Consider the following 23,863-nt stretch of genomic DNA (forward strand, 5'->3'; position numbering starts at 1 on the left):
AGCGCATTGCCTTCCAGAGCAGTCAGCTCTTTAATCGCGCTATTTAGTCTGCCGTGCAGACTCAGCCGACCTTCTGCCTGTTTGCGTCTGCGCTCCAACGCTTCCTGACGCAGCTTTTCTCTTTCTCGCTGCGCTTCCACCGTTGAAAGGGAAGATTTCAACTGGGATTCGGTTGGCATTTTCAGCGAGCGTTTACGGTAACGCCGCAATGCTGCGCCTGTTTCGGGGAAATTGTTGTTGTCATTGGTTTTCGCAATCAATTCCAGATCGCGCAGGATCTGCGACATTTCCTCAATGGGCTTGGAATGCTGAGGCGGCAAATATTTGATGGCAAGAACGCTGTCTTTGAGTTGCTCTACCGCTTTGGTGTACTGAGGCTGTCCGACTACCTGATTTGGAGCGGAGCCGAAAGCAGCATTAATGGCGGCAGACACTTCGGCGTTGGTAACGGCTTTGTTGGGTTCAAGTGAATCCAGCGAGGCAGAAAGGGCGCGCCAGGGGCGATAAATATCGTGTGTTTTGGGAGTCTGAACGAAATTCGGGCTCTGGACGAACTTCTGTGCGGCGGCTTTCAGTGCAGGGCGGGGGGAATTCTGACCTTCTGCCTGACCGAGTTCCGCCTGAAAGGCAGTGGCTTGGGAAAGTTCAATGCTGGGAGCGTCTTCACTTTGTGATACTGCAGGACGTTTGAGCACCAATCTGAATAAAGTTTCCATTGATTTCTCCTGAAATAGAAATGCAAATCGCTTTAAACAGAATGTTTTTTCATACGTCAGGTGTATTCAAACACTGAGTTTTTTCAAAAAACGTTCAGGCTTAAGCAACTTGCATTGGGTCTCCGTACTCGTTTCGATGAGGAAGAGCAGTGCAAGACGACTCATACAAGTTGCTCGGGATTTATAATGCGGTAGGTCAGTTATAAATTGCTAATGTATTTATCACTAACATGTGAGCTTGGTTCAGGGAAGGCGGCGCAATTAGAGGGTTTTTATTTTGGTGTCTGAATCCTGATACAGCCGCCGTCTGACGAGATGGTTGCCAAACGACGGATGATAATTTCACGGTTGAAAACGCGATTTATACGACTTCAATGTAGCCCATGAGCCCGGTTTTCATATGCTCGATAACATGGCAGTGGTACATCCAGCGACCAAGGTTATCCGCAACAAATGCAGCGCGCGCTTTGCCGTTTTTGCCAAGCAATACGGTGTCGGTGTGGAAGGGTTCTTCGATCTTTTTCCCATCCAGTTCTAATACCGTAAATGTATGACCATGCAGATGAATCGGGTGATGGTACTGGGTAACGTTTCTCAGGTTAAAGATGTAAGTTTTGCCATATTCCAGCGTAGCCAGCGGTGCGGGAATGTTGTTTTTGCTCATCCCTTCCCAAGCCCGTTTGTTCATCAACCAGAATTTGGTGTCGACTTTGCCGTTTTTCTTGGTGGGCGAAATAGCGCCTTCCCATTCGAACACAAAATCGATTTCCGTTGCGTTGGCTAAATCCAGCTCAGGAACGGGGTTGAGTGGTAGCGTAGGAAACGGTTTTTTCACAGCAATGTCTGATGCGACCGATTCGAACTCACAAAGTGGGAATGGGAATTTTCCCTTCAGATATCGGACATAAAAACGTTCGCCACTTTTAGGCGCGTGTACCGCCAGATCCACCCGCATCCCCGGGCTGATTTTATGTGCTTTCAGCTTATAAGGGGTTTTGATTGGGTTGCCGTCAATCGCGACTACCCAAGCTTCTGCACCCTCAACCACAATGGGATAGGTCAGCGTGTTATCCACATTGGCGATTCTCAGGCGTGTCGTGGCATTCTCTTTTAGCTGATAAACAGGCTGGTGCTTGCCGTTCACGGTTCCCCATTCACCCGGAGTCCCCATTCGGGCGCTGTAGCGCGGAATCATCAGTTTCTTCCAGTTGCCCTGTTTATCGATGTGCCAGTGTTTCAGTATCAGCGTATGTTCTTCATCAAATTCAACGGGCTGTTGCTCTTCCACTATGATGGCACCCACCAGTCCCTTACCGAGCTGAACCACACTGTTCACGTGTGGGTGATACCAGAATGTGCCAGCGTCCGGTGGCGTAAAGGTATAGGTAAAAGTTTCTCCGGGCATAATTGGCGGCTGGCTTAAGAAAGGCACGCCATCCATTTCAATAGGGATACGTAGCCCATGCCAGTGAATGGTGGTTGGCTCTTTCAGTTTATTGGTGAAAATTATGGTGACGGGTTCATTCTGGCGACATCTCAGAGTCGGGGCGGGGATCTTGCCGTCGAACCCCATTACATTGGTCTGAAATCCTTCTACCAATTCAGCGGTGGTTTCTTCTGCAGTCAGCTCGTACACCCAGCCTGTCTTTTTGCTGTGGCTGGCTTTAGTCACGGTACAGGCAGGTAAAGCAAAAATAGCGGGCAATGCCAGCCCCGCCTGCAAGAGCTTGCGTCTTTGTATGTCCATGATTGATTCCTGATTTAGGCTTCTTGGCAGAAACGATAACACAATTGGTTTTCTTCCAATGGTGCCTTGGTTAAACTATTGGGAGTTTTAATGAATTGGATTGATCATGGCTAAATTAACCCTTCAAGAGCAAATGCTAAAAGCCGGTTTGGTGAACGAGAAGAAGCTCAAGAAAGCAAAAAAAGGTTCGAAAAAATCCCGTGTACAGGCGCGTGAAGCCAAAGCGGCAGCAGAAGCGAACAAAGCGGCGCAACAAGCACGCGACAAAGAGCTGAACCAGCAGCAGAAAGAACAGCAGCTCAACAAAGAGATCCGAGCTCAGGTGAAGCAGCTTATCGAAATGAACAAGCTGGATCTGAAAGATGGCGACATCAAATACAACTTTACCGATGGCAAGCTGATCAAATCCCTTTATGTGGAATCGCTGATTCGCGATCAACTGCTTAAAGGCATTCTTTCTGTTGCAAAATACGAAGACGGTTACGTGGTTATTCCATCTGCGGTAGCGAAGAAAATCGCCATGCGAGATGAAGAATCGATCATCGAAAACAAATCGGCAGAAGAAGAGATTCCAGCGGAAGACGATCCGTACAAAGATTTCGTCGTGCCAGACGATTTGATGTGGTAATCACCAGTCTGAATTATCCAGACTTATTCAGTCACTTCAAAAGCAGCGGAAACGCTGCTTTTTTGTGTTCAATTACTATACCCAAGTAACCTCAAGATGCTAGGTTCAGCGAGAGTTAACTGGCTTTCAGACAAGACACCGATTTGAAGATCTAGTGGTTCTAAATCAAGAATCGGTAACGCAGTATGAAAGCCAGTTAAACTCGCCCTTGGGAGCCCATATTCTGTCCCATTTCTTCGTCAAAGAACTTGGAAAGGACTCGTCATTCCGCTGCGTTCTTTTTCTTGAACTGAAACAGAATATGAAGCTCTGAATCCTGCATATTGAGGTCACTTGGGTATATTAGTCTTGGTGTTGTCAAGCGATGGTGCACATTCTTGATCGCTTGAATGGTCGGTTGAGCGGGTTGTTCAGCCACCGTCTGATGGGCTTCTACCGGAATCTGGCTTTTCACCAGATAAAATCCGTAAGCCACTACTGTGGCGTATATGGAAATCAAAGCGAGCAAAAACTGATTGGATTTGGTCATGGCAGCCTCCAGATGAACGGAATCTACAACGATTAAAATCTACGCCAAATTCTACCGATTGCATAATCAGATATGAGGGATGAAAGCCAACATTACACGCATTAATAACAAGGTTATTTGTTGTGGTTTAATGTTGGAATTTACCAATCATTATGATGTTTTTTGAGTTTAAATGCCCTGCTAAATTGACTCTCAAGATTTGAGTGCCACTTTTCAGGTCAGTAAGGATGCTTACCTATTGAACCAAGTAGGAGCATGTATGAAAAAACACATTCTGACTGCCATCGCCACCTCTGCCTTTACCCTTCCTGTTATTGCCGAAGAAACAGAGACGATCGATCCGTCGGATCTGACTCGTGTGTATACCCAGGCTGCGGTATTTGTTACATCGGATGCCGATGTACGCTTGTCTTCAATGCTTACAGGGGCATGGACAGAAAATATTCAGTTTGGTGGTTTTCTTGAAGCCAATTTTGGCGACAGCCAGGCGAAAGCAGGAAAGGATACGTTAGGGGCAGATTATCTGGGTTCCCGTGCTCAGTATTTTCAGGTATCAGGCATAGACAATACCCTGTTCCCCCGAGTTGGGTTTATGGCAGACATCATCCATCAGAGAAATGAGGGGCTGTCGGACACCACTTTATATTCCATAGGGGCGATTGGTTCCATCAATCCTGAATACACAGGAGGAATCATGGTGTTCCCAAACGTGAATTACACCACAGGCAAAGTGTTTGGTGAGTCTGCCAAAGGCTACATGCTGAATGTATTTGCAACCATCCCGATGGGGTATACCGGAGCCTTTATTCAGGCTTGGCCGGAATATTTCACTGTCAGTGGAGACACCGTTGAGATGGAATCGACCGCTTACAACCTGATGTTTAATGCGCCCCTGAAAACCGACAGAACCCAGTGGCTGATGACCAAACTGCAATACGCGTCGGCAAACATAGTCACCCCGACTGGTATCCATCTTGATGGCGACTACGAATTGAAAGCTGAGGTGGGGGTGAAGTGGTTCTTTTAGATTTCTGCCCCTTTTAGCAGGTTCGCCCAGCGCTTGTATCTCCCGCTGGGCTTTTTTGTATTCGTTCTCAGGTGAAATGCTTTTTGGCGTAAAGGGATAGGACTTCTTTGATGTGCAGGACTTCTTTTTCTTTTTCCAGAGCTACAGGAAAGTAAAAAGCAATCCCAGATTTAGGTGGAGACAGAACCTCGTCTATTGCAATTTCAGCCAGCACCTTTCTGTCCAGATAGGGTTTTGCCTGAGCTTTACTCAAAATTGCCCAGCCGCCCAACTTCAGAAGTTCGAGGAGTACATCGTTATTGCTGACGAACCGAAGATCCGGAGACACGCCAAACAAATCGGGGATGGCGTCATACAGGTTTTCGGTGATGTATTGCTTCTCTAATTTAAGTTCTTCTATCGAGGCGATATTGCTGTTGGCAAGGGGATGCTTAGGGTTGCAGCAGGCAATAAAGCTTTCCGAACCCAGATTCAGAAACCGATAGGGGACTTTGATGTCACTGGTCAGTCGATATTGCATCAGTGCCAGTTGATGTGTTCCGGTAGACACCGTTTCAAGAATTTCGTCGCGATTGCGGTGCAGCCAGTTCAGCTTAATGTGAGGAAAGCGCTGAGTAAACGCTGATTCCACCTGTGCGATCAGTGTCGTTGGCACCAAAGCATCATGATAGATATCGAAGTGGGTAAACACTTGTTGATAGCTGTTCATCATATGTGAATTCAGCGCTTCACTGCTACGAACCACCAGTTTTGCCTGTTTGTAGAAAGCCTCTGCCTGAGGCGTCATCACCGCTTTTTTGCCTTCAATATTGAACAGAGTAATGGCATAGCTGTCTTCAATGGCTTTGATCTGTTCCCGCACCGTGGTTCTGTCTTTCCCCAGACGACGCGCCGCCTGACTGTAGCTGCCTTCTTCGGCGGTGGCGCAGAAAGCAGTGAGATGATCATAGGAAAACATAGTGGCTCCATAATGTAGGGATATACCCATCATTATGTATTATTTTGAACGAATTTATACTGTTAATCTTTTGGTAAATCCTCCCGATAACCAAAGTCGGGATTCAGCTCTCAATATGCGTGGATGAGAGTAAATTTTTCAGGTCGGAAACCTCTAGATAACAGGTGCAAATATGAAAAAAGCAATCCGATACTCAGCAGTGGCATTAAGCATGATGGCGGTGATTGGCTGCACTCAAAGCAATAAAGTGGAACAACCCCAGGTAAACACCGACGTTGACCACAATAGCCCAATCACACTGTATGTCGCCAAAGATCTGATCACTCTGGCAGAGAATACCCCAGTAGACAGCAATACCGTGGCGGTACAAAACGGAAAAATTCTGGCTGTTGGTGACAAACACGACCTGAAAACACAATATGCTCAGCACCCGGATGTCAGGCTGAATACTCAGTTCGCCGATAAGGTGATGACGCCGGGTTTTGTTGAACCTCATATCCACTTATGGCTCAGTGGCATTTTGCTAGGCACAGAGTTCATCACCCCCGCCGACTGGCAACTGCCATGGGGCGATGTAAAAGGTGTTCAGGGTGCCGATGCATACAAACAAAAACTGATCGACATTGAAGCGAAAACACCTAAAGGGGAAACCCTGATTACGTGGGGTTACCACCAGTATTTTCACGGTCAGGAGATGAGCAAAACCCTGCTGAACAGCATTTCAGAAGACCGCCCGATCATTGTCTGGCATCGCAGTTTTCATGAGCTCTACTTCAACGATGCTGCTCTTGAAATGCTGGGCTGGACAGACGAAGACTGGACAGGAGAAGGCGCAGCTTATGATCAACTGGACTGGGAAAAAGGGCACGCTTATGAAAACGGCGGCAAGATTATCCTGAGTGATTTGCTTAGCTACTTAATCAAAGATGGCTTCTTTGCCACAGGTATGGAGCGAACCCGTGATTACGTGCATTCTGGTGGCATTACAACCGCTGTTGATCCCGGTGTGATTGTAACGCCAGAAATGTACCAACAGATGGTCGATATTCTCCTCAATGATGATTTCCCGATGGACTACTGGCTTATGCCAGCGGGTAACTTCACCTATTCAATGGGCGGTTACAACGCAGAAAAAGGCAAAGCCATCGCTGAAGGGCAAACCCAAACATTTGAAGAAACCGAGCAAATTCGCTGGTTGCCGAACTACATCAAACTGTTCTCAGACGGAGCTATGTACAGCCAGCTAATGCAGCTTAAAGACGGCTATACCGACGGTCATGAAGGTGAGTGGTTACAAACGCCAGAAGAGCTGGAAGACAGCATGCGTCCTTACTGGCAGGACGATTACACCGTAGTGATTCACGCCAACGGAGATCTGGGGTTTGAAAGTGCATTAAAGGTAGTAGAGAACCTTAACAAAGAGCACCCAAGAACCGACCACCGAACCAGCTTTCATCACTTGGGCATCACCGACAAAAATGATATTCCAAGAGCGGTGGAATCGGGCGTGAACTTCAGTGTGAACCCGTTCTATACCCATGTGCTTGCCGAGCAATACAGTGAATTCGGTGTCGGCAAAGAAAGAGCTGAAGAAATGTCTCGCGGTCGCTCATTCATCGACGCGGGTGGCGTTTTGTCGCTGCACTCCGATGCGCCTATGGCTCCGGCACAGCCTCTGTATTTGGTGTGGGCAGCAGTGAACCGCATTGGGTTGTCAGGTCAAAGCATTATGGGACCGCAAGAGAGAATTTCAGTAGACGAAGCCATGCGCGCCATCACCATTGACGCAGCATACACTGCAAGGCTAGAAGACAGCATTGGAACGATAGAGCCGGGCAAATACGCCGACTTTACGATTCTGGATAGCAACCCTTACACAGTGAACCCGAAAACCATCAATCAGATTGAAGTCGAAGCAACGGTGTATCGAGGGGTTGTGGCGGAAATAGTAAACAGCAACTCAGGGATGGCGCTGAGTGCTACCAATCAGCGGGTAATGAGAACCCTCGCCATGTTGCCCGGTCAGGCGCACAATGAGGAATTCTGCGCGACCAGCTTACTGTTCCAGCAAGCCATAGCGGAAGCAAGCCAATAGGTGGCTCACTCTGAATAAAGCTCTTAATGCATTAAGGCAGCCAAACGGCTGCCTTGTCTTATCCAGTTAGGGAATATTTAGCTAGGGAGTAGGTGAACTAAGATTTCCTGAAGCTGATTCGACAGGCTTGGCTCTTTTTCTGAGCCAGCGTTGGGCTGGTCGTTCAATCAAACGATAACTCAGCGTTGAGACCAAAATCGTCACGCCAGAAAATGCGATAAGCCCGACTACACCACTGATTACACTGGTTTGCTGATACCACCATGCCAAGGATTCTGGTGCAACGTAATGAATCATCTCTGTACCCGCCAGTACTAAAACCGCGTGCCAAAGGTAAACTGAGTAAGAAATATCCCCTAAAAACTGAGTGACCCGATTGTCGAGTATTCTCGTGAGTATTTGTTTCGGATTGCGCTGTACCGCCGAGACACCAACCAATGCCGCAAACAGAATGTAAGTGCTCATTAAGCTCAATGGGCTTGGTTTAACATGCATTGAAATCACAATGCATGCAATGATGCCCCATATCCATATACCGCCTTGAAGTTCGGAAAACAGGGCCTGAGCGCCGCAGTGACATAACCAGGCACCGAGAACAAACCCGCTTAAGCCTCGGCAAAGCGCAAATTCGCCTTTGGTGTAATCTAGCGTGTTGCCCTGAACAATCAGGCTATAAACAAGAAGCAAAGCAATAACTGGCACTGCCCAATTGCGACCACGAGTTTTCAAAAAACAGGATGCAATCAAAGGAAAGAACCAGTAGATGATCCACTCTACACTGAGCGACCATGACGAAATGTTCCAACTGAGCGCCGGAGAGTTATCGATGCTCTGGAGCATCAACAGATTAGCGAAAATGGAACTGGCGTGGTTGAAAGGACCTTCAAACGCTTGCTGACCAATCATGCCCCACGATTCTGCCAGTGGTCCTGCATAGAAGGTAATGCCGTGTACCGCTTTGTAGCTTTCCCACCCGATTAGTGCCAGCAGTGTCACCAGAAACAGCGGATATACCCGACTAAATCTCAGGTGCATAAAGCGCCACCAGTTATAAAACGTCACGCCCTCTTTTTTAAACGCATCGCGGTAAACGTGAACCATCACATATCCGCTAAGAATAAAGAACAAGTCCACCCAGATGTAGCTGTTCTCAAGAAAGTGCGTGTAACTCGCTATAGGGTCTTTCCACTGGGGAAAGAGAATCAATCGAGCATGGTAGAAAACCACAAAAAACGCGGCAAACCCTCTCAATGGGGTCAGTAAAGGTAATTGGCGGGGAGGCGTGATCATGTCGATTCCATAGATAGACTTAAATTGCTCCCACTATGCGCAATGTTGGGTCAATATAAAACTTAAATAAGATTAAGAATAATTTATATAACTCGTTTATTTATCAATGAATTCTTGCAATTTTAGTGACGTCCTAAAACACATTCTTTCCAGAACTCCAAAATAGGTTAAGATGCCAAACTTATATACCATGACGTGCATTTGTTAAATCTATTTTTTAAGTATTCTGGGGACTAAATGGAATTGATCAATGCTTCACTAGAAAGGCAATGGGATATTGCGGCTGATTTTCTTGTTCAAGCCGTAGAACGGTGCAATAGAAACGGGCTTCCATTGTGGACAAAAGACCAAGTTAATGTACCCTCATTAAAAACAAGTTATGAACTTGAAAATTTATATCTGTTGAAACATCACGGACAGCAAGTGGGCTGTGTGTTTATCAGCTTAGACAACGATGATTTCTGGTCGGACAGAGATACCAAAGGAAGTCTCTTCTTTCATAAATTCGTTATTGGTGACGCTTTTAAGTCCCAAGGATTGGGGGTGTTGGCTTTAACTGAAATTCAGTTAATGGCACAAAGTATGGGATGTGAATGGTTAAGGTGTGACTGTCACGGGGATAGAGGGCGTCTTAGAGCATTCTATGAAAATTTCGGTTTTGAATTTGTAGATAGATCAGAACTGTTTGGGTTTGATGTCGCGCGATATCAAAAGTTAGTAAAAGTTGATTCAAATATTGAATAAATGGATTCCGGATATGAAAAATCTTTTATTAGCCTTACTTTTTACTTTTCCATTAATTACAAACGCGTCAGTAATTAAAGCAGATAGCTTTAAAGTAGAATTGCCCACTCTTTTTAGTGAAGTGACGGAAGAAAAAAGTGAAGGCAGAACTTCCTGGAGTTTCGGTTCCAAGCATGGAACCTTTATCGTGATAGAAGGGCAGTGTGCAGGTTGCCTCGTTTCTACTCAATCGAGTGTGACCGAACTGCTCGATGATCCAGATTACAGCGGTTATGGGGCAGTATTGCTTAACGTTAGTGGGCAGGACGGTCTCTTAGTATACGTGCCAACTCGTAAACAGGTAATGTTAGCTTCGGCGGAATTTATGAGGGAAGACAGAAAGATCACTGTGCAGCTTGTGACCAGATTAGGTTTGAAACCTGCCGAAGTTCAAATGGCAAATGTTGAGCTTATGCGGTTGCTCAATGCCATCGAATTTAACTGAGAGAATGTTTTACCTAAATAAGCGCCTCGGCGCGTTTTTCTTTTAAGCTATCACTCTATTCAAATCGACATAACGTTACGTTTTATCCATAGTTAGCCGACCTGCTCTGGTTTACCTAAGCGTCTGTGAATCATACTGATGATCGCGAAGCTTATGATGATAAGTAAACTGACCCAGAGCGTCATTCTGGGTGACTGCCCTGCCAGCAGACCAGCGAGATAACTGCCAACCGAGACCGCGCCTATTTTCATTGCGGCAATCCACATAAAGACTTGCGATGCACTTTGTGAAGGTGCGTATTCCGTTCTTGCTGCCAGTGTAGATGCAAAGAAAAAGGCATTGGCGATGCCGCAGATCAGATAAGCACCAAGCCCGAGCGAATAGGACGTTGCAGTGGCAATAAGCAAGATCCCGACAGCAACGCCCAGCGCAGTAATGGTCATTTGAGGGTCGGCTTCTTTTTGATTCGGCCACCGGATCAAAACATAGATCCCAGTAAGTTTCCGATGCCATACCCACTGACGAGCGTTGCGGCACTGGCGGGTTCCTGCTGCCAGTCTGATACCAGAAAAATAGCGCAGATTGGCAATGCCGCCAGAGAGAAAGAAGTGATCATCGTCAGATAGAGTGTTCGGCTTAACGGACCGATTTGAAGAATCTGTTTTGCGACCACGGCGACAGTGGGTACCGCTTGTTCACCACTGACTTTGTTTTCATGTTTGGGCAGCCTCATCACCAAAAAAGCAGTAACCAAAGGCATGACGGCAATGGCAGCAACGGCGACCTGAGCGTTGACGGTTTTGGCGACAAAAGCCACTAACAGGGGACCGATGGTAGTGCCTATCGCGTAGCAAGCGACGTCCCATCCCTGCGCTTTTCTTCTTATGTGCTGCTGATTTTTGAAAGCGAGGTTGAGTTGCCCGCTGATGCCTCCCATAAGAAAGGGGGCAGAACCGCCACATACGATCAAAATGACGACCAGTGCTGGGTAAGGAAGAGCAGGAAAAGATAGGGCTGCCAGAACCAAAAACAGGCTATAGCAACAGGCAGCAAAAGCAATTAGCCTGCGAGAGTCTTTAGCCGTATCCAGACGGCGCCCCCAAATGGGACCTAACAAATGCGGAGCGGTAAGGCAGGCGGCAAGTATCCCTATCTGATGGCCATCAATCCCGTTTTCAGCCGCCAGAATCAACACTCCGACTGTGGCGGCGCCTGTTGCTGTTCTCCCAAAAATGGCAAGAATAGCGAACAGAATCAGCAGAGCAGAAGTGTTTTCAGGCTCGTGATGCATTTTACTTATACCGTCCATACTTATGCTCCACTATTCTTTTGTTCTAGCTCAGTTCCAATTCAGAAATGATGTTGCGAAGAAGAGCCTGTGAATCGGGGTTTAGACCAGTAAGCGGAGCAGGTAAACAAGGTGCTTCGGCATACCCCAGTATTTCTGCTGCGGTTGCCATGACCCGCATTCCTCCCAGATTTTGGGTAAACAGATCCCACAGAGGTTCAAACTCTTGTGAAAGCGCTTTGGCTTGTGTTGAATTGCACTCTTTCGCGCGGTGGAAGATATGCTGAGCGGTGCGGGGGAAAAGACCCGCCAGAACGGAATACCAGATATCACAGCCAGATTGGATCCCAGAAGCGGCAAAGGCATCGCCACTGACGCCTATGGTCACATCCGCAGGCAGAATACCTTTCAACTGTTGGATGCGCTTTTCCCCAGTGTCTACAAAAGGTGTACCCGGGAACTTGATCGACTGAATCATTTTCAGCTTGGCGATTTCTGAATGCAGCTCGTCGCTGAACGTGAAGTGGGTAGCGACTGGATTGTCATAAACACAAATCGGTACAGAAACCTGTTCGTCAACACGTCGGTACAGTTCATACACTTCTTCTTGGGTCAGTCGCTGATAAGAGAGAGGGGCAAGCAGAAGACCTTTTACGCCAAGCTTTTCAGCCTGCTCAGCATTCTCTAATACATCTCTTAACCTTAATGACCCAATGCCTGCCAGAACAGGTACATCCCCGGCATACTCAACGGCAACGCGGATAACCTGACCTTTTTCTTCGGCGTTTAAATAGGGGTACAAACCGGTCGAACCGAGGGCGCAGATTGAATCGACCTTACTGTCTGCCAGACGACCAATGATGTTGGCGTAGGCATTAGGATCGAGTCGGTCGTGAGTGAGAGGGGTGATTGGGAAAGCACTTAATCCGGTAAACATCTTCGCGTATTCCTTTAGGCGTTAGAGGTGGAAATATTTGGCTGAATGCATCGCTCTGCAAAGACAAGATCAAGATGGTATCATTGTCATAGTGCTAAATATTTATTGTCATAGTTCGATTTATATATTGTCATAGGACAAAGATGAAGATCAAGATAAAAGGACAAACTGGTCAGGAAATTTTTGAGTCGGTCAGGTCGCTTATTGCCTCTGGAGAGCTGGAAGAAGGGGGCGCCTTACCCCCTGTAAGGGAGCTCGCGCTAGAAGTCGGCGTGAACAGAAATACGGTTGCTAGTGTTTATCAACGCTTGGTAAAAGCAGGCTTGGCAGAAACCAAAGGTCGGTTAGGGACCAGAGTCAAAGCCCGACAAACCGCGGGTCAGCATGACGGAATAACAGAAACCCAACTGGTGGATCTTGCGGACGGTAACTTAAAGCGAGAGTGGCTTCCCGATCTCAACCAGATTGCTCAGCAAAGTGATTTTAAGCAGTTTGTTTACGGTGAATCACCTATTTTGCCAGAAGTGGAAAGCTATGGTCGTGAGTGGTTCAAATCAGACTGTCCCGAGGTAATGGGGCTCACAATCACGGGCGGAGCCGTTGATTCATTGGAGCGCTTGCTGGCCACGCATTTATTGCCCGGCGATAAAATCGTGGTAGAAGACCCCTGTTATCTCGGCTCTTCCAATGCCATAAAACTGGCTGGAATGATCTCTGTAGGGGTCAGTATGGATAGCGAAGGTATGCTGCCAGAAGAACTGGATGCTCAGCTTAAAAAAGGAGCGCGGGCGGTGCTATTCACACCACGAGCTCAAAACCCGACGGGGTGCTGTTACAGCAAAGCGCGAGCAAAAGAAATTCGCGATGTGCTTGCCCGTTACCCAAGTGTCCCGGTGCTGGTGGACGATCACTACGCTCTGCTTTCTACCAGTGAGTACCAGAATCTGATTGCATATAATACGCAGCATTGGGCGGTGTACCGCTCGGTTTCTAAAGGGTTGGGACCGGATCTCCGTTTAGCATTTGTGGCTGCGGATCCGGTAACGACAAGCCGACTTCAAAGCCGCCTGATACCGGGGATGACATGGGTTAGCCGCGTTCTACAGGCTATGGTTTTCACCGCTTTACAGTCTGAAACTGTTCAAAAGCAGCTTACTGATACCAGTGAGAAATGTCGCCAGAGTCGCCTGTGGCTGATTCGCGCTCTTGCAAAAAATGGGTTGTCAGTTTCTGAGGATATTGAAGGCGTCAACGTGTGGGTGCCTGTTAATGGGAGTTCACAGGGAGCCGCTTACGAGCTGTCTAAGATGGGCTGGCTAGTCAGACCCGGCAGCCTGTACGATATTGATGGTCAGTCTAAGGGGCTGCGCATTACGACGGTTAAGCTGAATGAGGAACAAGCTCAGAGGCTGGCTGAGGACATTGTATCGGTCTGCTTGTAAAACGTATTTCCACAATCATGAATATGAAAGAGCCTGATTTGTACAAATCAGGCTCTTTCATCCTTTTTAATCTTAGTTATCCAGTCTGGTTATTCAGTTAATTTCTCATTACTTGAATATTGGAATAATGTCGTTTTGCATTATATGTATATCGTCATATCGGTTGGCGTAGTTAGTGGCAGTTTTAACAACCACTAAGTCCAGTTCTTTGACTATACCAACCATCTGACCGCCGTGCCCTATGCCATAAATGGCTTTGTAGGTTTTGCCATCCACAAAGTGTTCGTCCAGCCACCAGTAGTAGCCATAAGCCCTGCTGTCTGCGTTTATTTTTAAATGGTTGTGAATGGAGTCTTTAATCCATTCTTTCGAAACAAGCTGCTCACCTTGCCATTTACCATTGTCATTGACCAATATGCCAAGTTTTAACATATCCCGTGGGCGCAGATAGCCACCGCCAGCGGCATTGCTTACGTATCCCATTTGTCCCGAGATATAACCGTTTATGAAGCACAGCTTGGATAAAGCGGAATCGGAAATGGCTTCAGTCAGGAATTCTTTGTCGTATTGCCGAGCGATGATTTCTCCCACAACCGTCACGTTACCGCCGTTGTAGTTAAATTTGCTCCCCGGTTTTTCGGAAAGAGGGTGGCTCAGGATAAATTCGAGCGGATCATAGCTCGCCATTTCCTTTGAACGTGGGTTGTTTGGGTTAGTGTAGGGAATGCTCCATTCGTCCCATTGAAGGCCAGAACCCATCATAAGCATGTGCTTAAGGGTGATAGCGGCTTTGTCACCCTGAAGGTATTCAGAATACTTGGGAAGAAGTTCAGCGATAGGCTGATCGATGCTTTTCAGTTTCTTTTCTTCAATGGCAACACCTGTGGCTAGGGAAGTCAGACTTTTGGTTATCGACTGAATTGAATGGGGGTAATCGTGCTTCCAACCGTTCCGGTATTTTTCAATCAGCAGTTTGCCGTCTTTCAATACCAATAAGCTGGTGGTGTGCTGATATAACGGCGCGTTGTCATCAAACTTCTTGTAAAGTGCCGAGAGCTTTTCGCGGTCATAAACTGGGTTCTCATCTTTCTCTAGCCAGTCATCGTTACATTCCTGCTTTGAGTTGAGAGGTTGAATCCACGGTGTCTGATAGAGCTTCTCGACCAACTTTTCGCCCGTGGCGTCTTTAACCCGATAAAGATCCAGCTCGTTGCCCCAATAGTTGATCGATGCCAGTCTGTATTTCCCATTCGCCCCTTTCTTAAACTGCCCTCTGGTCCCAGTGTTTTCGAGTTGAGATTGGAATTCGCCATTCTGCGAAATAGCGATGGGTTCATTTCCCCAGGCGGTAAGCAGGAAGTGTTTCCCTTTGTCGCGATAAAATTTTATATGAGGCAATCCATCGAATTTGGACGTGTACAATCCCAAAAACTGGTCGGTGTCACTCGATGCCTGAGCGTTGGCAGCCAAGGGCAGAGCTGCGGTCAGGATTGCGGCTAGTGTACAACTCAGGCATGTCAAAGACGAAGGTGTTCGCATCATAATATCCCCACAAAAGTCAGTATTTTTTAAGATATAGAAAACAGGTTTTCTATTGAACTTTGAATGTTCAAAATGCGATGTAGAGAATAAAATTGCTATAAATCAGTGAAATAGAGTTTAACTGAGGATGTTTAACGCAAGCTCGATAGGGCATTAACAATCGTTAATGCATGAGAATGAAGGTTGGCTAACATGCCGCTAGCCAACCAAAGTTAGAGAATATTAAGCGCCTGTACAGGTGTCTGCACCTTGATCCAGCCAAGCACCGAATTTGCCTGTGTCTGCTGGTTCTTCTTTAGTCCAGTGTCTCGCCTTCCAGATTCGGTCTTTCCAGCTTACTAATTCACCTGACTGGTAAGCTTTTCCACTTTGCCAGACTTGAGCGCATCCGTCGCCCGGGTTAGTCGGACCAGAAGAATCCGTCACTGTCGCTTTAATTACGGCGGTGTGAACAGTAGTCCCCGTTCTGTCGGTTGTGAAATCCAGCTTCACTTCTGCTGTACCTGCGGCAGTTGCACCAAAGGTAGCCTGAATAGAACATGCACGACCCGCAAGCAGGGTTTCTGTCGTACATCTGTCGATGGTCATAGCTGGAGTTTCAGCAACGCCAGCGCCAGTCAGAGTGGCAGACGTAATGTTGATGTCTGCTGTGCCCGTATTACGGATTGTGAAGAAATGCTTCTTAGTCTGACCAAGTTCAAAGCCTTCAACCTGAAGTGATTTCTTGTAGCTGAAAGCAACCTGATCATCCGGGTTGGTAAGTACACCGTTGATCCAGTCGTGGTAATGAGTTACGTCGCTGTATACGCCGTATTTACCCGGACGCGCACAACCGCGACCCCAGCTAACAACCCCAAGCTGGCTCACCTGACCGCCCTGATTTACAACAATAGGACCGCCACTGTCACCAGAACAGGAATCCTTGCCACCTTCCAGATAGCCAGCACAGAACGCCGATTTTCCAATATAACCATTCTGGTATGGTCCGCCTGCTGCGTTACAGGTTTCTTTAGACACCAGAGGTACATCCACTTCCTGAAGTACTGTTGGAGGTGGTCCTTTCTCTGCTGTGCGTCCAAGACCCGCTACCGTCAGAAGATCGCCAACGCGAACGTACTGGCTTAAGTTGTTCTGACCCAGATTGACCGCCGAGAAGCCTTGCGGAATGGTTTTAAGTTCGATGATAGCGATGTCGTTTAGACCGTATTCTGCAACATAATCAGGATGCATAAATACGCGTTTTACATCGAAGCGCGTTCCTTCTTTGTTTTCAAATTTGTATCCGCCAAGCTTCACATCAAAAAATGCGGTGTGTTTATTGCGAAGACAGTGCGCAGCCGTCAGTACAAAGCCGTCGCCAATGTAGCTACCGCCACAGAATGAGCGTTCGCTGGAAGACGGGACGATCTGAGCGTAAAACGGCCAGTCGGCGGTGTTGGCGTCTGAACCGCCGACAATTCTTGGTGAAATGGTGTCTGAAGCACTTGCAGTAGCAGGCAAGATCAAGCTGGTAGCCACTGCCAGCATGCTTAGTTTCATCTGTGATTTCATGCTTTATCCTTTTTGTTAGTCGTACCCAATTTCTCGTTGTAATTTGGGTATATGCCTCAGTGGGCATAAAGCATGTTAGTCGTCCGAATTTTGCTCAACAAATGGATTTCGAAAATAAAACTAAGTTAATAAATGATTATGTACTGAGTATCAAAACACGGATTGAAACAAAGTCGTGATCGGACATTTTAGGGTGACTTTTATCTGAAATTATTGATAGATAACGCATTGAAATATAATAAGAATAACGTTCTTTAAATCTCTGTCGTCCACACAGTGAAAACTGATGTTTTATGCAGTGAAAAAGAAAACTTACTCCCGGTTTTGAGGAAGAGAATGAACAATTTTCGATCAGTGAATCGGTTTCAGATTGAGGGATTGTTTAAAATAACTTTTGAATTGTGAGTTACATAAGTACTATTTTTATCATTAGTGTGCCCAAGGAGAGGGAGTAAAAGTGACCAAATCATCGTCTGCAACCATCTCTGACGTCGCTCGAAAAGCAAACCTGTCGAAGTCTGCTGTCTCTCGTTATCTTAATGGAAACCTGAATCTCGCCCCCGAAACCGCAGAACGTGTAAACGAAGCGGTAAAAGCGCTTAATTACAAACCGAGCCGATTGGCCCGGCGGCTGAGTGCAGGTGTCAGTGAAACCATCGGGCTAGCGGTTCCGGATCTTTCAAACCCCTTCTTTTCAGAATTGGCGGATTCCGCAGAAGCGACCGCGTCTCTACACGGATATGAGCTGACGATATGCATTACCCGAAGCGAACCTGATCGCGAAGGGTTGTACATCGGCTGGCTGGATACCCGCAATATTGATGGTTTGCTATTTATCACTAATCGACCTGATGACGGCAGTCTGAACACACTTATTGGTGAACGAACAAATGTGGTCTTGCTGGACGAAGATGTGCCGGGAACAGGTGTCATCAAGATCTTTTCCGATAACGTGAAAGGCGGCTATCTGGCTACGCAGAAACTGATTGAACTGGGGCATACCGACATTGCTTATGTAGGTGGTCCTGAAACTCTAATGAGCGTGCAGGAACGCTTTGAAGGCTACCAGAGTGCAATGGTTGAAGCGGGGTTAACCTGTCACTCTTCCCGCATTTTTTATGGTGAATATTCACGCTCTTACGGGAATCAGGTAGCAGATTGGATCGCAGCGTTAGAAAAGCGACCGACGGCGATTTTCTGCGGCAGTGACTATATTGCCATAGGGGTGATCGAAAGCCTGAAAAAATATGGTATTCAGGTGCCTGACGACATCTCCATTATCGGATTCGATGACGTGAATTTCGCGGGATTGCTCACTCCATCGCTCAGCTCCATCCGGCAATCTGCACAGGTTCTGGGAAGGTTGGGCGTGGAAGCCCTGCTTGGCATTTTAAAGCAGACTGATCTGGAAGCGTCTTCCTCACCGACCAAACTGCGCCGTATACCGGTTGAGTTAGTGATACGGGATTCGATTAAATCACTCTCATAGATTGTTGGTAGCTGAAACAAAAAGGTTGGCTGAACACCCCATTCAATCGGAGTACTAGCCAACCATAGTTAAGACCCCTAAAAGGGCGCCTGACACAAGAATTCATCACGCGTTCTCACCAGAGGATCTGGTCGTGATTGTGCCAAGACTTGTCTGAATTAGTCGAACGTAAACGGAGTGTTTGGACTCGTCACAACGCCGTTAATCCAGTCGTAGTGATGAGGAACGTCGGCATACACGCCATATTTTCCTGGGAGAGCACAACCTTCACCCCAACTTACGATTCCAAGCTGAGTGACTAGCCCACCCTGATTAACTACGATTGGACCACCACTGTCATAGGCACAGGAATCTTTACCACCTTCTTTCAATCCTGCGCAGAACGCTGATACGCCAATGTAGTCCTGAGCGTAAGAACCTCCCGCTTCGTGACAGGTTTCAGCTGAAACTAAAGGTACACTTACTTCCTGAAGTACATCTGGTCGCCCACCATGCTGAGCAGTGAAGCCAAGACCAGCGACGGTGAGGAGATCTCCAGCACGGGCATACTGGGCAAGGCTGTGCTGACCAAGATCTACAGCCGGAAAGCCTTGAGGAATGGTATTAAGCTCTATTACCGCGACATCGTGTTTCACGGTAGTTGAGTTGTAACTTGGATGCGTAATTATCCGTTTTATATCAAAGCGAGTTCCGTCTTTGCTATTAAACTTATAGCCACCCAGCTTTACATCGAGTGTTGCACTGGATCGGTTAGCGACACAGTGTGCAGCGGTCAATACAAAACCATTGCCAATGTAGCTACCGCCACAGAAAGGTTCATCAGTGGAAGAAGGAATAAGTTGAGCAAAAAAGCGCCAGCTTGCAGGGTTGGCATCCATTCCTCCAATGATTCTTGGCGATACGTTGTCTGAAGCATTAACTGTAGTGGGCAACATTAAGCTGGCAGCCACAGCCAGAATGCTTAGTTTCATCTGTGATTTCATGCTTTTATCCTTTTCTATTTTTGTCAGTAATATCCAAATTTACTTACGTATATGCCTCTGTAGGCATAAAGCATGTTAATCGCTTAAAAATTGCTCAACAATTAAATTTCTATAATTTAATGTAATTTATAAAATATACACCCAGAACATCAAACCATGAGCTGAAACAAAGTGCCACTAGGACAGTTTAGAGTGATTTTTATCTGAAACCTCAGCCAGAGCGTGAGGGTATTGAAGTAGCAAAGTCGCGTTTTCCTATTCGCTTATTGGTTTCCATCTTTTGAGAATTACGTGTGGATGAGGAACACTGCTTTTTCCTAACGAATTCAACTGGCTTGTTGTGAAAGCCTGCGATCTCTCCATTTTTCTGTGATTAAAAAGTGACCGTTATTGTTGACATTATCAATTTCACTGGTTAATAATCGATCAGGTAAACCGGTTTACAAAACAAAAATGGACTTCAGAAAAGGACGAAGACAATGTTTAGGGAAACATGGAAATTACTCACTTCATTCACGGGAGTAGCCGCTTTGATTGTGGCTATGTCTTTTCAGCCAGCACTAGCGAAAGAGAAGCTGAGATTCGCGTTGGTTCAGATCAATCAGCAGGCTTTATTCTTCAATCAGATCAACGAAGGAGCGCAGAGAGCGGCAGACAAAGCTGGTGTTGAGCTTCTGATTTATAACGCTAACGACAAACCTTCTGCTCAGAACGATGCTATCGACGCCTACATCCAGGACAAAGTGGATGCGATTCTGGTGCTTCCCATTGACGTAAACGGTATTCGACCTGCCATTGTTTCTGCTAAGGAAGCGGGCATTCCGGTTGTGACCATTGATGGAATAGTTGAAGGAGTCAACGACGTTCAGGTGGGGGTAGATAACCTGCTTGCCGGTAAACAGATTGGCGAGTTTATGACTCAGTACATCAATGAAAAAAGCCTGAATAACCCCAGTGTGGGCGTAGTTGGGGCGCTGAATTCCTATATCCAGAACGTGCGCTTGGACGGATTTAAAAACGGGCTTTCCAAAGGAAAAATTGTTGACACGGTGGACGGTCGAAATGTTCAGGATGTTGCCCAGACTGCGGCTGAAAACTTGCTGATTGCGAATCCGGGAATGAATCTGGTGTACGCCACAGGTGAACCAGCACTGATTGGTGCACTGGCTGCGACGATTTCACAAAACGCCAAAGACAGAATGCGTGTATTCGGATGGGATCTGACCGCACAGGCAGTAAAAGGTATCGATGAGGGCTGGGTAGTTGGTGTGATTCAGCAAAACACCTTCGGTATGGGCGAAGCAGGCGTTAACGCTGCGGTTGACCTGGTTAAAGGTAACGCCGTGGACAAGCAGATTGATGTTCCCGTCACCATTGTGACCAAAGCCAACGTGGATGATTTCCGGTTCATGTTCAAGTAGCGCACACAGCAAGCAGTAAAGGAGATCATTTGATGAATACGGATGTGCATCTGGATCGAATCAAGATGACCGGAATCAGCAAAACCTACGGGGCGATTCAGTCACTACGCAATGTCGATTTAACACTCAAAGCAGGTGAAGTGCTGGGCTTGGTGGGAGATAACGGGGCAGGTAAATCGACGTTAACCAAAATTCTGTCTGGGGCGGTGTCACCAACCAGCGGCACCATCACCCTAGAAGGAAAACCTGTGGTGTTTGAATCGCCGGCTGATGCCAGAGCAGAACACATCGAGATGGTGTACCAGGATCTCTCGCTGTGTGACACGGTTGACGTCGCCGGAAACCTGTTTATGGGAAGAGAGCCGCTCAAATCGGTGTGCGGTCTCAAGCTGATGGATAAGGCGGTTATGCATCATGAAGCGTCTGAAATGCTCAAAGGGCTGGGGGTGAAAATCCCCAATACCCGTACTCAGGTGCAACATCTGTCTGGTGGACAGCGTCAGGCTATTGCGATTGCCCGCGCGGTGGGGTTCAACCCTAAGGTACTCATCATGGATGAACCTACCGCTGCGCTGGCGGTTGCAGAAGTAGAAGCTGTTCTGGAACTGATCAAAAAAGTGAGTGAGCTTGGTGTGAGCGTCATTCTGATTACTCATCGATTGCAGGATCTATTTCTGGTCTGCGACCGGATTATGGTGATGGCTGAAGGGCAAAACGTCGCCGAGAAAAAAATCGATGAGACGGATCTTGCTGATGTGGTGGACCTGATTGTGGGGCAGAAATTTACGGCGCAATCCGCGCAGGGACTGCCTTCTGCTAAGAGTTCCTCATCAGCTCGTGGCGAGCAACTCAACTCAGGAGGCGCATAATGGAGAGCCTTTCGATGACGGATAACTCAAGGGAACTGAACCACTCATTTTTCCGAAGACTGATGCTGGAACACGCAGGAGTGGTTAGCATCGCAGCGTTTTTCCTGTTGTGTGTGGTGGTGTTCTCGCTGAGTACTGATCACTTTATGACTTCCGGAAACCTGCTGAATGTTTTAAGGCAGAACGCACCGCTTCTGATTGTGGCGTCCATCATGACGTTGGTGATCACCACAGGAGGCATTGACCTTTCGGTGGGGTCAACTCTGGCACTGACTGGCGCATTGTCGGCGGTTGCGCTCAGCCACTGGGAAGTGCACTGGGCTGTGGTGGTGGTAGCTGCTCTGGCTCTGGGGGCTCTTATTGGAGCGATCAATGGCTACTTTATCGCGTATGAGGGGATTCCTGCTTTCATTGTGACTCTGGCTTCACTCACCATCATTCGGGGGATCGGGCTTCTGATTACTCAGGGATATTCCATTCCAATCCCGGATGACTCGCCATTTGCGCATATTGGTCGCGCCTGGCTGTTTGATGTGCCATTACCGGGCATCATCGCTTTTGCCGTGGTGGGCTGTGCTTACCTCACTCTCAATAACATGAGATACGGCCGTTACGTGACGGGCATTGGTTCAAACGTGGAAGGCGTAAGACGGGCAGGCGTGAATACCAAATCCATCATCTCCAGTGTTTATGTTCTCAGTGGGATGGCGGCGGCTTTGGCTGGAGTGATCATCACGGCAAGGCTGGGCAGTGGTTCATCCAATCAGGGAGTGGGTTTCGAGCTGGAAGTGATTGCGGCTGTGGTGATTGGCAGTACCAACCTGTTTGGCGGGCGCGGAACCATAGTAGGGACAGTGCTTGGTGCATTGACCGTTGGGGTCATCAATAACGGTTTGATTCTGGCGCACGTTTCGCCTTTCTACACCCAGATTGTTACCGGTGTGATTATCTTGATCGCCATCTGGCTGAACACCCGAATCTTCAATCCATCATCCAGCTCAAAGGGGTAAGTCAGGTATGAAAAAAGGCACGATATTTACTCACCCCGATCCTCTGCCAATGGGGGTGAACTCGGGCTGTGTTATGACGGTACTGGGTCCCATACCAGTGGAGCAGATGGGCGTAACTCTTATGCACGAGCACATTTTGGTGGATGCATCAGGGAAATGGGTGCCCCCATGTTGCTGTTCCGACCGTCACTTTGCTGAGCGTGAAGTGAGCGTAGATATGCTGAGCGATCTACGTCGAAACCCCCTCATCAACAAGGATAACTGCCAGCTGTTCGACGAGGCGTTAGCCATTGAAGAGCTGATGTTTTATGTGGAGCTGGGGGGCGAAACTGTGGTTGATCCCACCAATATCGGAATTGGTCGGGATCCACTTGCGTTGCAGAGAATATCGCGCCGCACCGGGCTGAATATTGTAATGGGAACAGGTTTTTATTTAGAGCCATCACACCCGGAATACGTGGCGTCCAGCTCTGTGGAAGACCTCACCGCTAAGCTGGTGTTTGATGTAGGTGGCAGCGAGGAAAAACCTTCTGTCATGGCTGGATTCATTGGTGAGATTGGCGTATCCAGCCAGTTTACTGCCAATGAAGAGAAAAGCCTTCGCGCTGCGGGAAGAGCCAGTTCGCTCACTCAGGTGCCTATTCAGGTGCACCTGCCGGGCTGGGAGCGTTTGGGGCACCAAGTGCTGGATGTACTGGAGTCGGAAGGAGCAGACCTGAAACATGTGGTTTTGTGCCATATGAATCCGTCTTATGACGACGAGAGCTACCAACATGAACTGGCAGACAGAGGGGCATTTCTCGAATACGACATGATCGGTATGGACTACTACTACGCCGAGGAAGATGCGCAGTCGCCCAGTGATCAGGACAACGCAAAAGCCATTCTCAAGCTGATTGAGTCGGGCTACGAGCGGCAAATTCTTCTGTCTCAGGACGTGTTTCTAAAGTCGATGCTTAAAAAATATGGCGGAAACGGGTACGGCTATATTCTCAAGCATTTTGTGCCTCAGCTTCGCAGGCTGGGCGTATCGGGTGAGCAATTGGAAACGCTGATGATCACCAATCCTACTCGTGTATTTTCAAATATTGATTAGACACCAATATAGCGGTG

Annotated in this window: 22 protein-coding genes; 11 read left to right on the plus strand and 11 right to left on the minus strand. The window is 47.5% G+C overall.

The genetic code is table 11. The features are described 5' to 3' along the window. Together RH89_RS21870 and RH89_RS21875 are read right to left on the minus strand one after the other, a co-directional pair. On the minus strand, positions 1 to 716 hold a 716-nt coding region (locus RH89_RS21870), incomplete at its 3' end, for a hypothetical protein (RefSeq protein WP_004406703.1). Between the two features lie 361 nt (positions 717 to 1,077). Continuing rightward, positions 1,078 to 2,463 (minus strand): multicopper oxidase family protein, encoded by a 1,386-nt coding sequence (locus tag RH89_RS21875; protein ID WP_004406705.1) that lies wholly within the window; start codon positions 2,461 to 2,463, stop codon positions 1,078 to 1,080. 106 nt (positions 2,464 to 2,569) lie between these two features. On the opposite strand from RH89_RS21875, the gene RH89_RS21880 reads away from it, so the two are divergent. Continuing rightward, positions 2,570 to 3,091, plus strand: a complete 522-nt coding sequence (locus RH89_RS21880) for a DUF2058 domain-containing protein (RefSeq protein WP_004406707.1) — start codon at positions 2,570 to 2,572, stop codon at positions 3,089 to 3,091. A gap of 262 nt (positions 3,092 to 3,353) precedes the next feature. On the opposite strand, the gene RH89_RS21885 is transcribed toward RH89_RS21880, so the two are convergent. Continuing rightward, complete coding sequence (locus RH89_RS21885) at positions 3,354 to 3,620, minus strand: hypothetical protein (protein ID WP_004406709.1); 267 nt, start codon at positions 3,618 to 3,620, stop codon at positions 3,354 to 3,356. A gap of 259 nt (positions 3,621 to 3,879) precedes the next feature. Between RH89_RS21885 and RH89_RS21890 the strand changes: the two genes are divergently transcribed. After that, positions 3,880 to 4,647 carry a hypothetical protein gene (locus RH89_RS21890; protein ID WP_004406711.1) on the plus strand — a complete coding sequence of 256 codons (768 nt, stop codon included), beginning with the start codon at positions 3,880 to 3,882 and terminating at the stop codon, positions 4,645 to 4,647. Positions 4,648 to 4,714: 67 nt separating this feature from the next. On the opposite strand, the gene RH89_RS21895 is transcribed toward RH89_RS21890, so the two are convergent. Then, entirely contained in the window at positions 4,715 to 5,605 is an 891-nt protein-coding gene (locus RH89_RS21895) for a LysR family transcriptional regulator (protein ID WP_004406713.1), read from the minus strand. 172 nt (positions 5,606 to 5,777) lie between these two features. Between RH89_RS21895 and RH89_RS21900 the strand changes: the two genes are divergently transcribed. Then, a complete protein-coding gene (locus tag RH89_RS21900) occupies positions 5,778 to 7,700 on the plus strand; it encodes an amidohydrolase (RefSeq protein WP_004406716.1) in 1,923 nt (640 codons plus the stop codon). Positions 7,701 to 7,781: 81 nt separating this feature from the next. On the opposite strand, the gene RH89_RS21905 is transcribed toward RH89_RS21900, so the two are convergent. Continuing rightward, positions 7,782 to 8,990, minus strand: a complete 1,209-nt coding sequence (locus RH89_RS21905) for an acyltransferase family protein (protein ID WP_004406717.1) — start codon at positions 8,988 to 8,990, stop codon at positions 7,782 to 7,784. Between the two features lie 237 nt (positions 8,991 to 9,227). Here RH89_RS21905 and RH89_RS21910 point away from each other — a divergent pair, with 237 nt between their 5' ends. Together RH89_RS21910 and RH89_RS21915 are read left to right on the plus strand one after the other, a co-directional pair. After that, positions 9,228 to 9,734, plus strand: coding sequence for a GNAT family N-acetyltransferase (locus tag RH89_RS21910; protein WP_004406719.1), 507 nt, complete (start codon positions 9,228 to 9,230; stop codon positions 9,732 to 9,734). A 13-nt stretch (positions 9,735 to 9,747) separates the two neighbouring features. Continuing rightward, positions 9,748 to 10,218, plus strand: coding sequence for a hypothetical protein (locus tag RH89_RS21915; protein ID WP_004406724.1), 471 nt, complete (start codon positions 9,748 to 9,750; stop codon positions 10,216 to 10,218). Between the two features lie 92 nt (positions 10,219 to 10,310). Here RH89_RS21915 and RH89_RS28875 read toward each other — a convergent pair whose 3' ends face one another. The 3 genes from RH89_RS28875 to RH89_RS21925 are packed head-to-tail and all read right to left on the minus strand — an operon-like array spanning position 10,311 to position 12,443. Beyond that, a complete protein-coding gene (locus RH89_RS28875; protein ID WP_004406726.1) occupies positions 10,311 to 10,700 on the minus strand; it encodes an MFS transporter in 390 nt (129 codons plus the stop codon). Beyond that, the gene (locus RH89_RS21920; protein ID WP_004406728.1) at positions 10,697 to 11,527 is read right to left on the minus strand and encodes an MFS transporter; all 831 of its coding nucleotides are present in this window, start codon (positions 11,525 to 11,527) and stop codon (positions 10,697 to 10,699) included. The genes RH89_RS28875 and RH89_RS21920 overlap by 4 nt, the downstream gene beginning before the upstream one ends. Before the next feature lie 25 nt (positions 11,528 to 11,552). Next, entirely contained in the window at positions 11,553 to 12,443 is an 891-nt protein-coding gene (locus tag RH89_RS21925) for a dihydrodipicolinate synthase family protein (RefSeq protein WP_004406730.1), read from the minus strand. A 143-nt stretch (positions 12,444 to 12,586) separates the two neighbouring features. On the opposite strand from RH89_RS21925, the gene RH89_RS21930 reads away from it, so the two are divergent. Next, a complete protein-coding gene (locus RH89_RS21930; protein ID WP_004406732.1) occupies positions 12,587 to 13,885 on the plus strand; it encodes an aminotransferase class I/II-fold pyridoxal phosphate-dependent enzyme in 1,299 nt (432 codons plus the stop codon). A 108-nt stretch (positions 13,886 to 13,993) separates the two neighbouring features. Here the strand turns inward: RH89_RS21930 and RH89_RS21935 are convergent, their stop codons facing one another. Both RH89_RS21935 and RH89_RS21940 read right to left on the minus strand, forming a co-directional pair. After that, positions 13,994 to 15,427 (minus strand): serine hydrolase domain-containing protein, encoded by a 1,434-nt coding sequence (locus tag RH89_RS21935; RefSeq protein WP_080564056.1) that lies wholly within the window; start codon positions 15,425 to 15,427, stop codon positions 13,994 to 13,996. Between the two features lie 222 nt (positions 15,428 to 15,649). Beyond that, on the minus strand, positions 15,650 to 16,978 hold the full coding sequence (locus RH89_RS21940; protein WP_004406736.1) for a trypsin-like serine protease: 1,329 nt from the start codon (positions 16,976 to 16,978) through the stop codon (positions 15,650 to 15,652). A 457-nt stretch (positions 16,979 to 17,435) separates the two neighbouring features. Between RH89_RS21940 and RH89_RS21945 the strand changes: the two genes are divergently transcribed. Beyond that, positions 17,436 to 18,467, plus strand: a complete 1,032-nt coding sequence (locus RH89_RS21945) for a LacI family DNA-binding transcriptional regulator (RefSeq protein ID WP_004406740.1) — start codon at positions 17,436 to 17,438, stop codon at positions 18,465 to 18,467. Between the two features lie 158 nt (positions 18,468 to 18,625). Here RH89_RS21945 and RH89_RS21950 read toward each other — a convergent pair whose 3' ends face one another. After that, a complete protein-coding gene (locus tag RH89_RS21950; protein WP_004406742.1) occupies positions 18,626 to 19,450 on the minus strand; it encodes a S1 family peptidase in 825 nt (274 codons plus the stop codon). 479 nt (positions 19,451 to 19,929) lie between these two features. Here RH89_RS21950 and RH89_RS21955 point away from each other — a divergent pair, with 479 nt between their 5' ends. From RH89_RS21955 to RH89_RS21970, 4 genes are read left to right on the plus strand one after another with little or no spacing between them, the layout of a single operon-like run. Further along, positions 19,930 to 20,871, plus strand: coding sequence for a substrate-binding domain-containing protein (locus RH89_RS21955; RefSeq protein WP_022593771.1), 942 nt, complete (start codon positions 19,930 to 19,932; stop codon positions 20,869 to 20,871). A 32-nt stretch (positions 20,872 to 20,903) separates the two neighbouring features. Continuing rightward, positions 20,904 to 21,740 carry an ATP-binding cassette domain-containing protein gene (locus RH89_RS21960; RefSeq protein ID WP_004406747.1) on the plus strand — a complete coding sequence of 279 codons (837 nt, stop codon included), beginning with the start codon at positions 20,904 to 20,906 and terminating at the stop codon, positions 21,738 to 21,740. After that, positions 21,740 to 22,750, plus strand: a complete 1,011-nt coding sequence (locus RH89_RS21965; RefSeq protein WP_004406749.1) for an ABC transporter permease — start codon at positions 21,740 to 21,742, stop codon at positions 22,748 to 22,750. Before RH89_RS21960 ends, RH89_RS21965 begins: the two co-directional genes overlap by 1 nt. 7 nt (positions 22,751 to 22,757) lie before the next feature. After that, positions 22,758 to 23,846: a phosphotriesterase family protein gene (locus tag RH89_RS21970; RefSeq protein WP_004406750.1), complete on the plus strand. Its 1,089-nt coding sequence runs from the start codon at positions 22,758 to 22,760 to the stop codon at positions 23,844 to 23,846. Positions 23,847 to 23,863 lie beyond the last annotated feature (17 nt).

The sequence above is a fragment of the Vibrio nigripulchritudo ATCC 27043 genome, assembly GCF_000222685.1.
In the GTDB taxonomy this organism is placed as follows: domain Bacteria; phylum Pseudomonadota; class Gammaproteobacteria; order Enterobacterales; family Vibrionaceae; genus Vibrio; species Vibrio nigripulchritudo.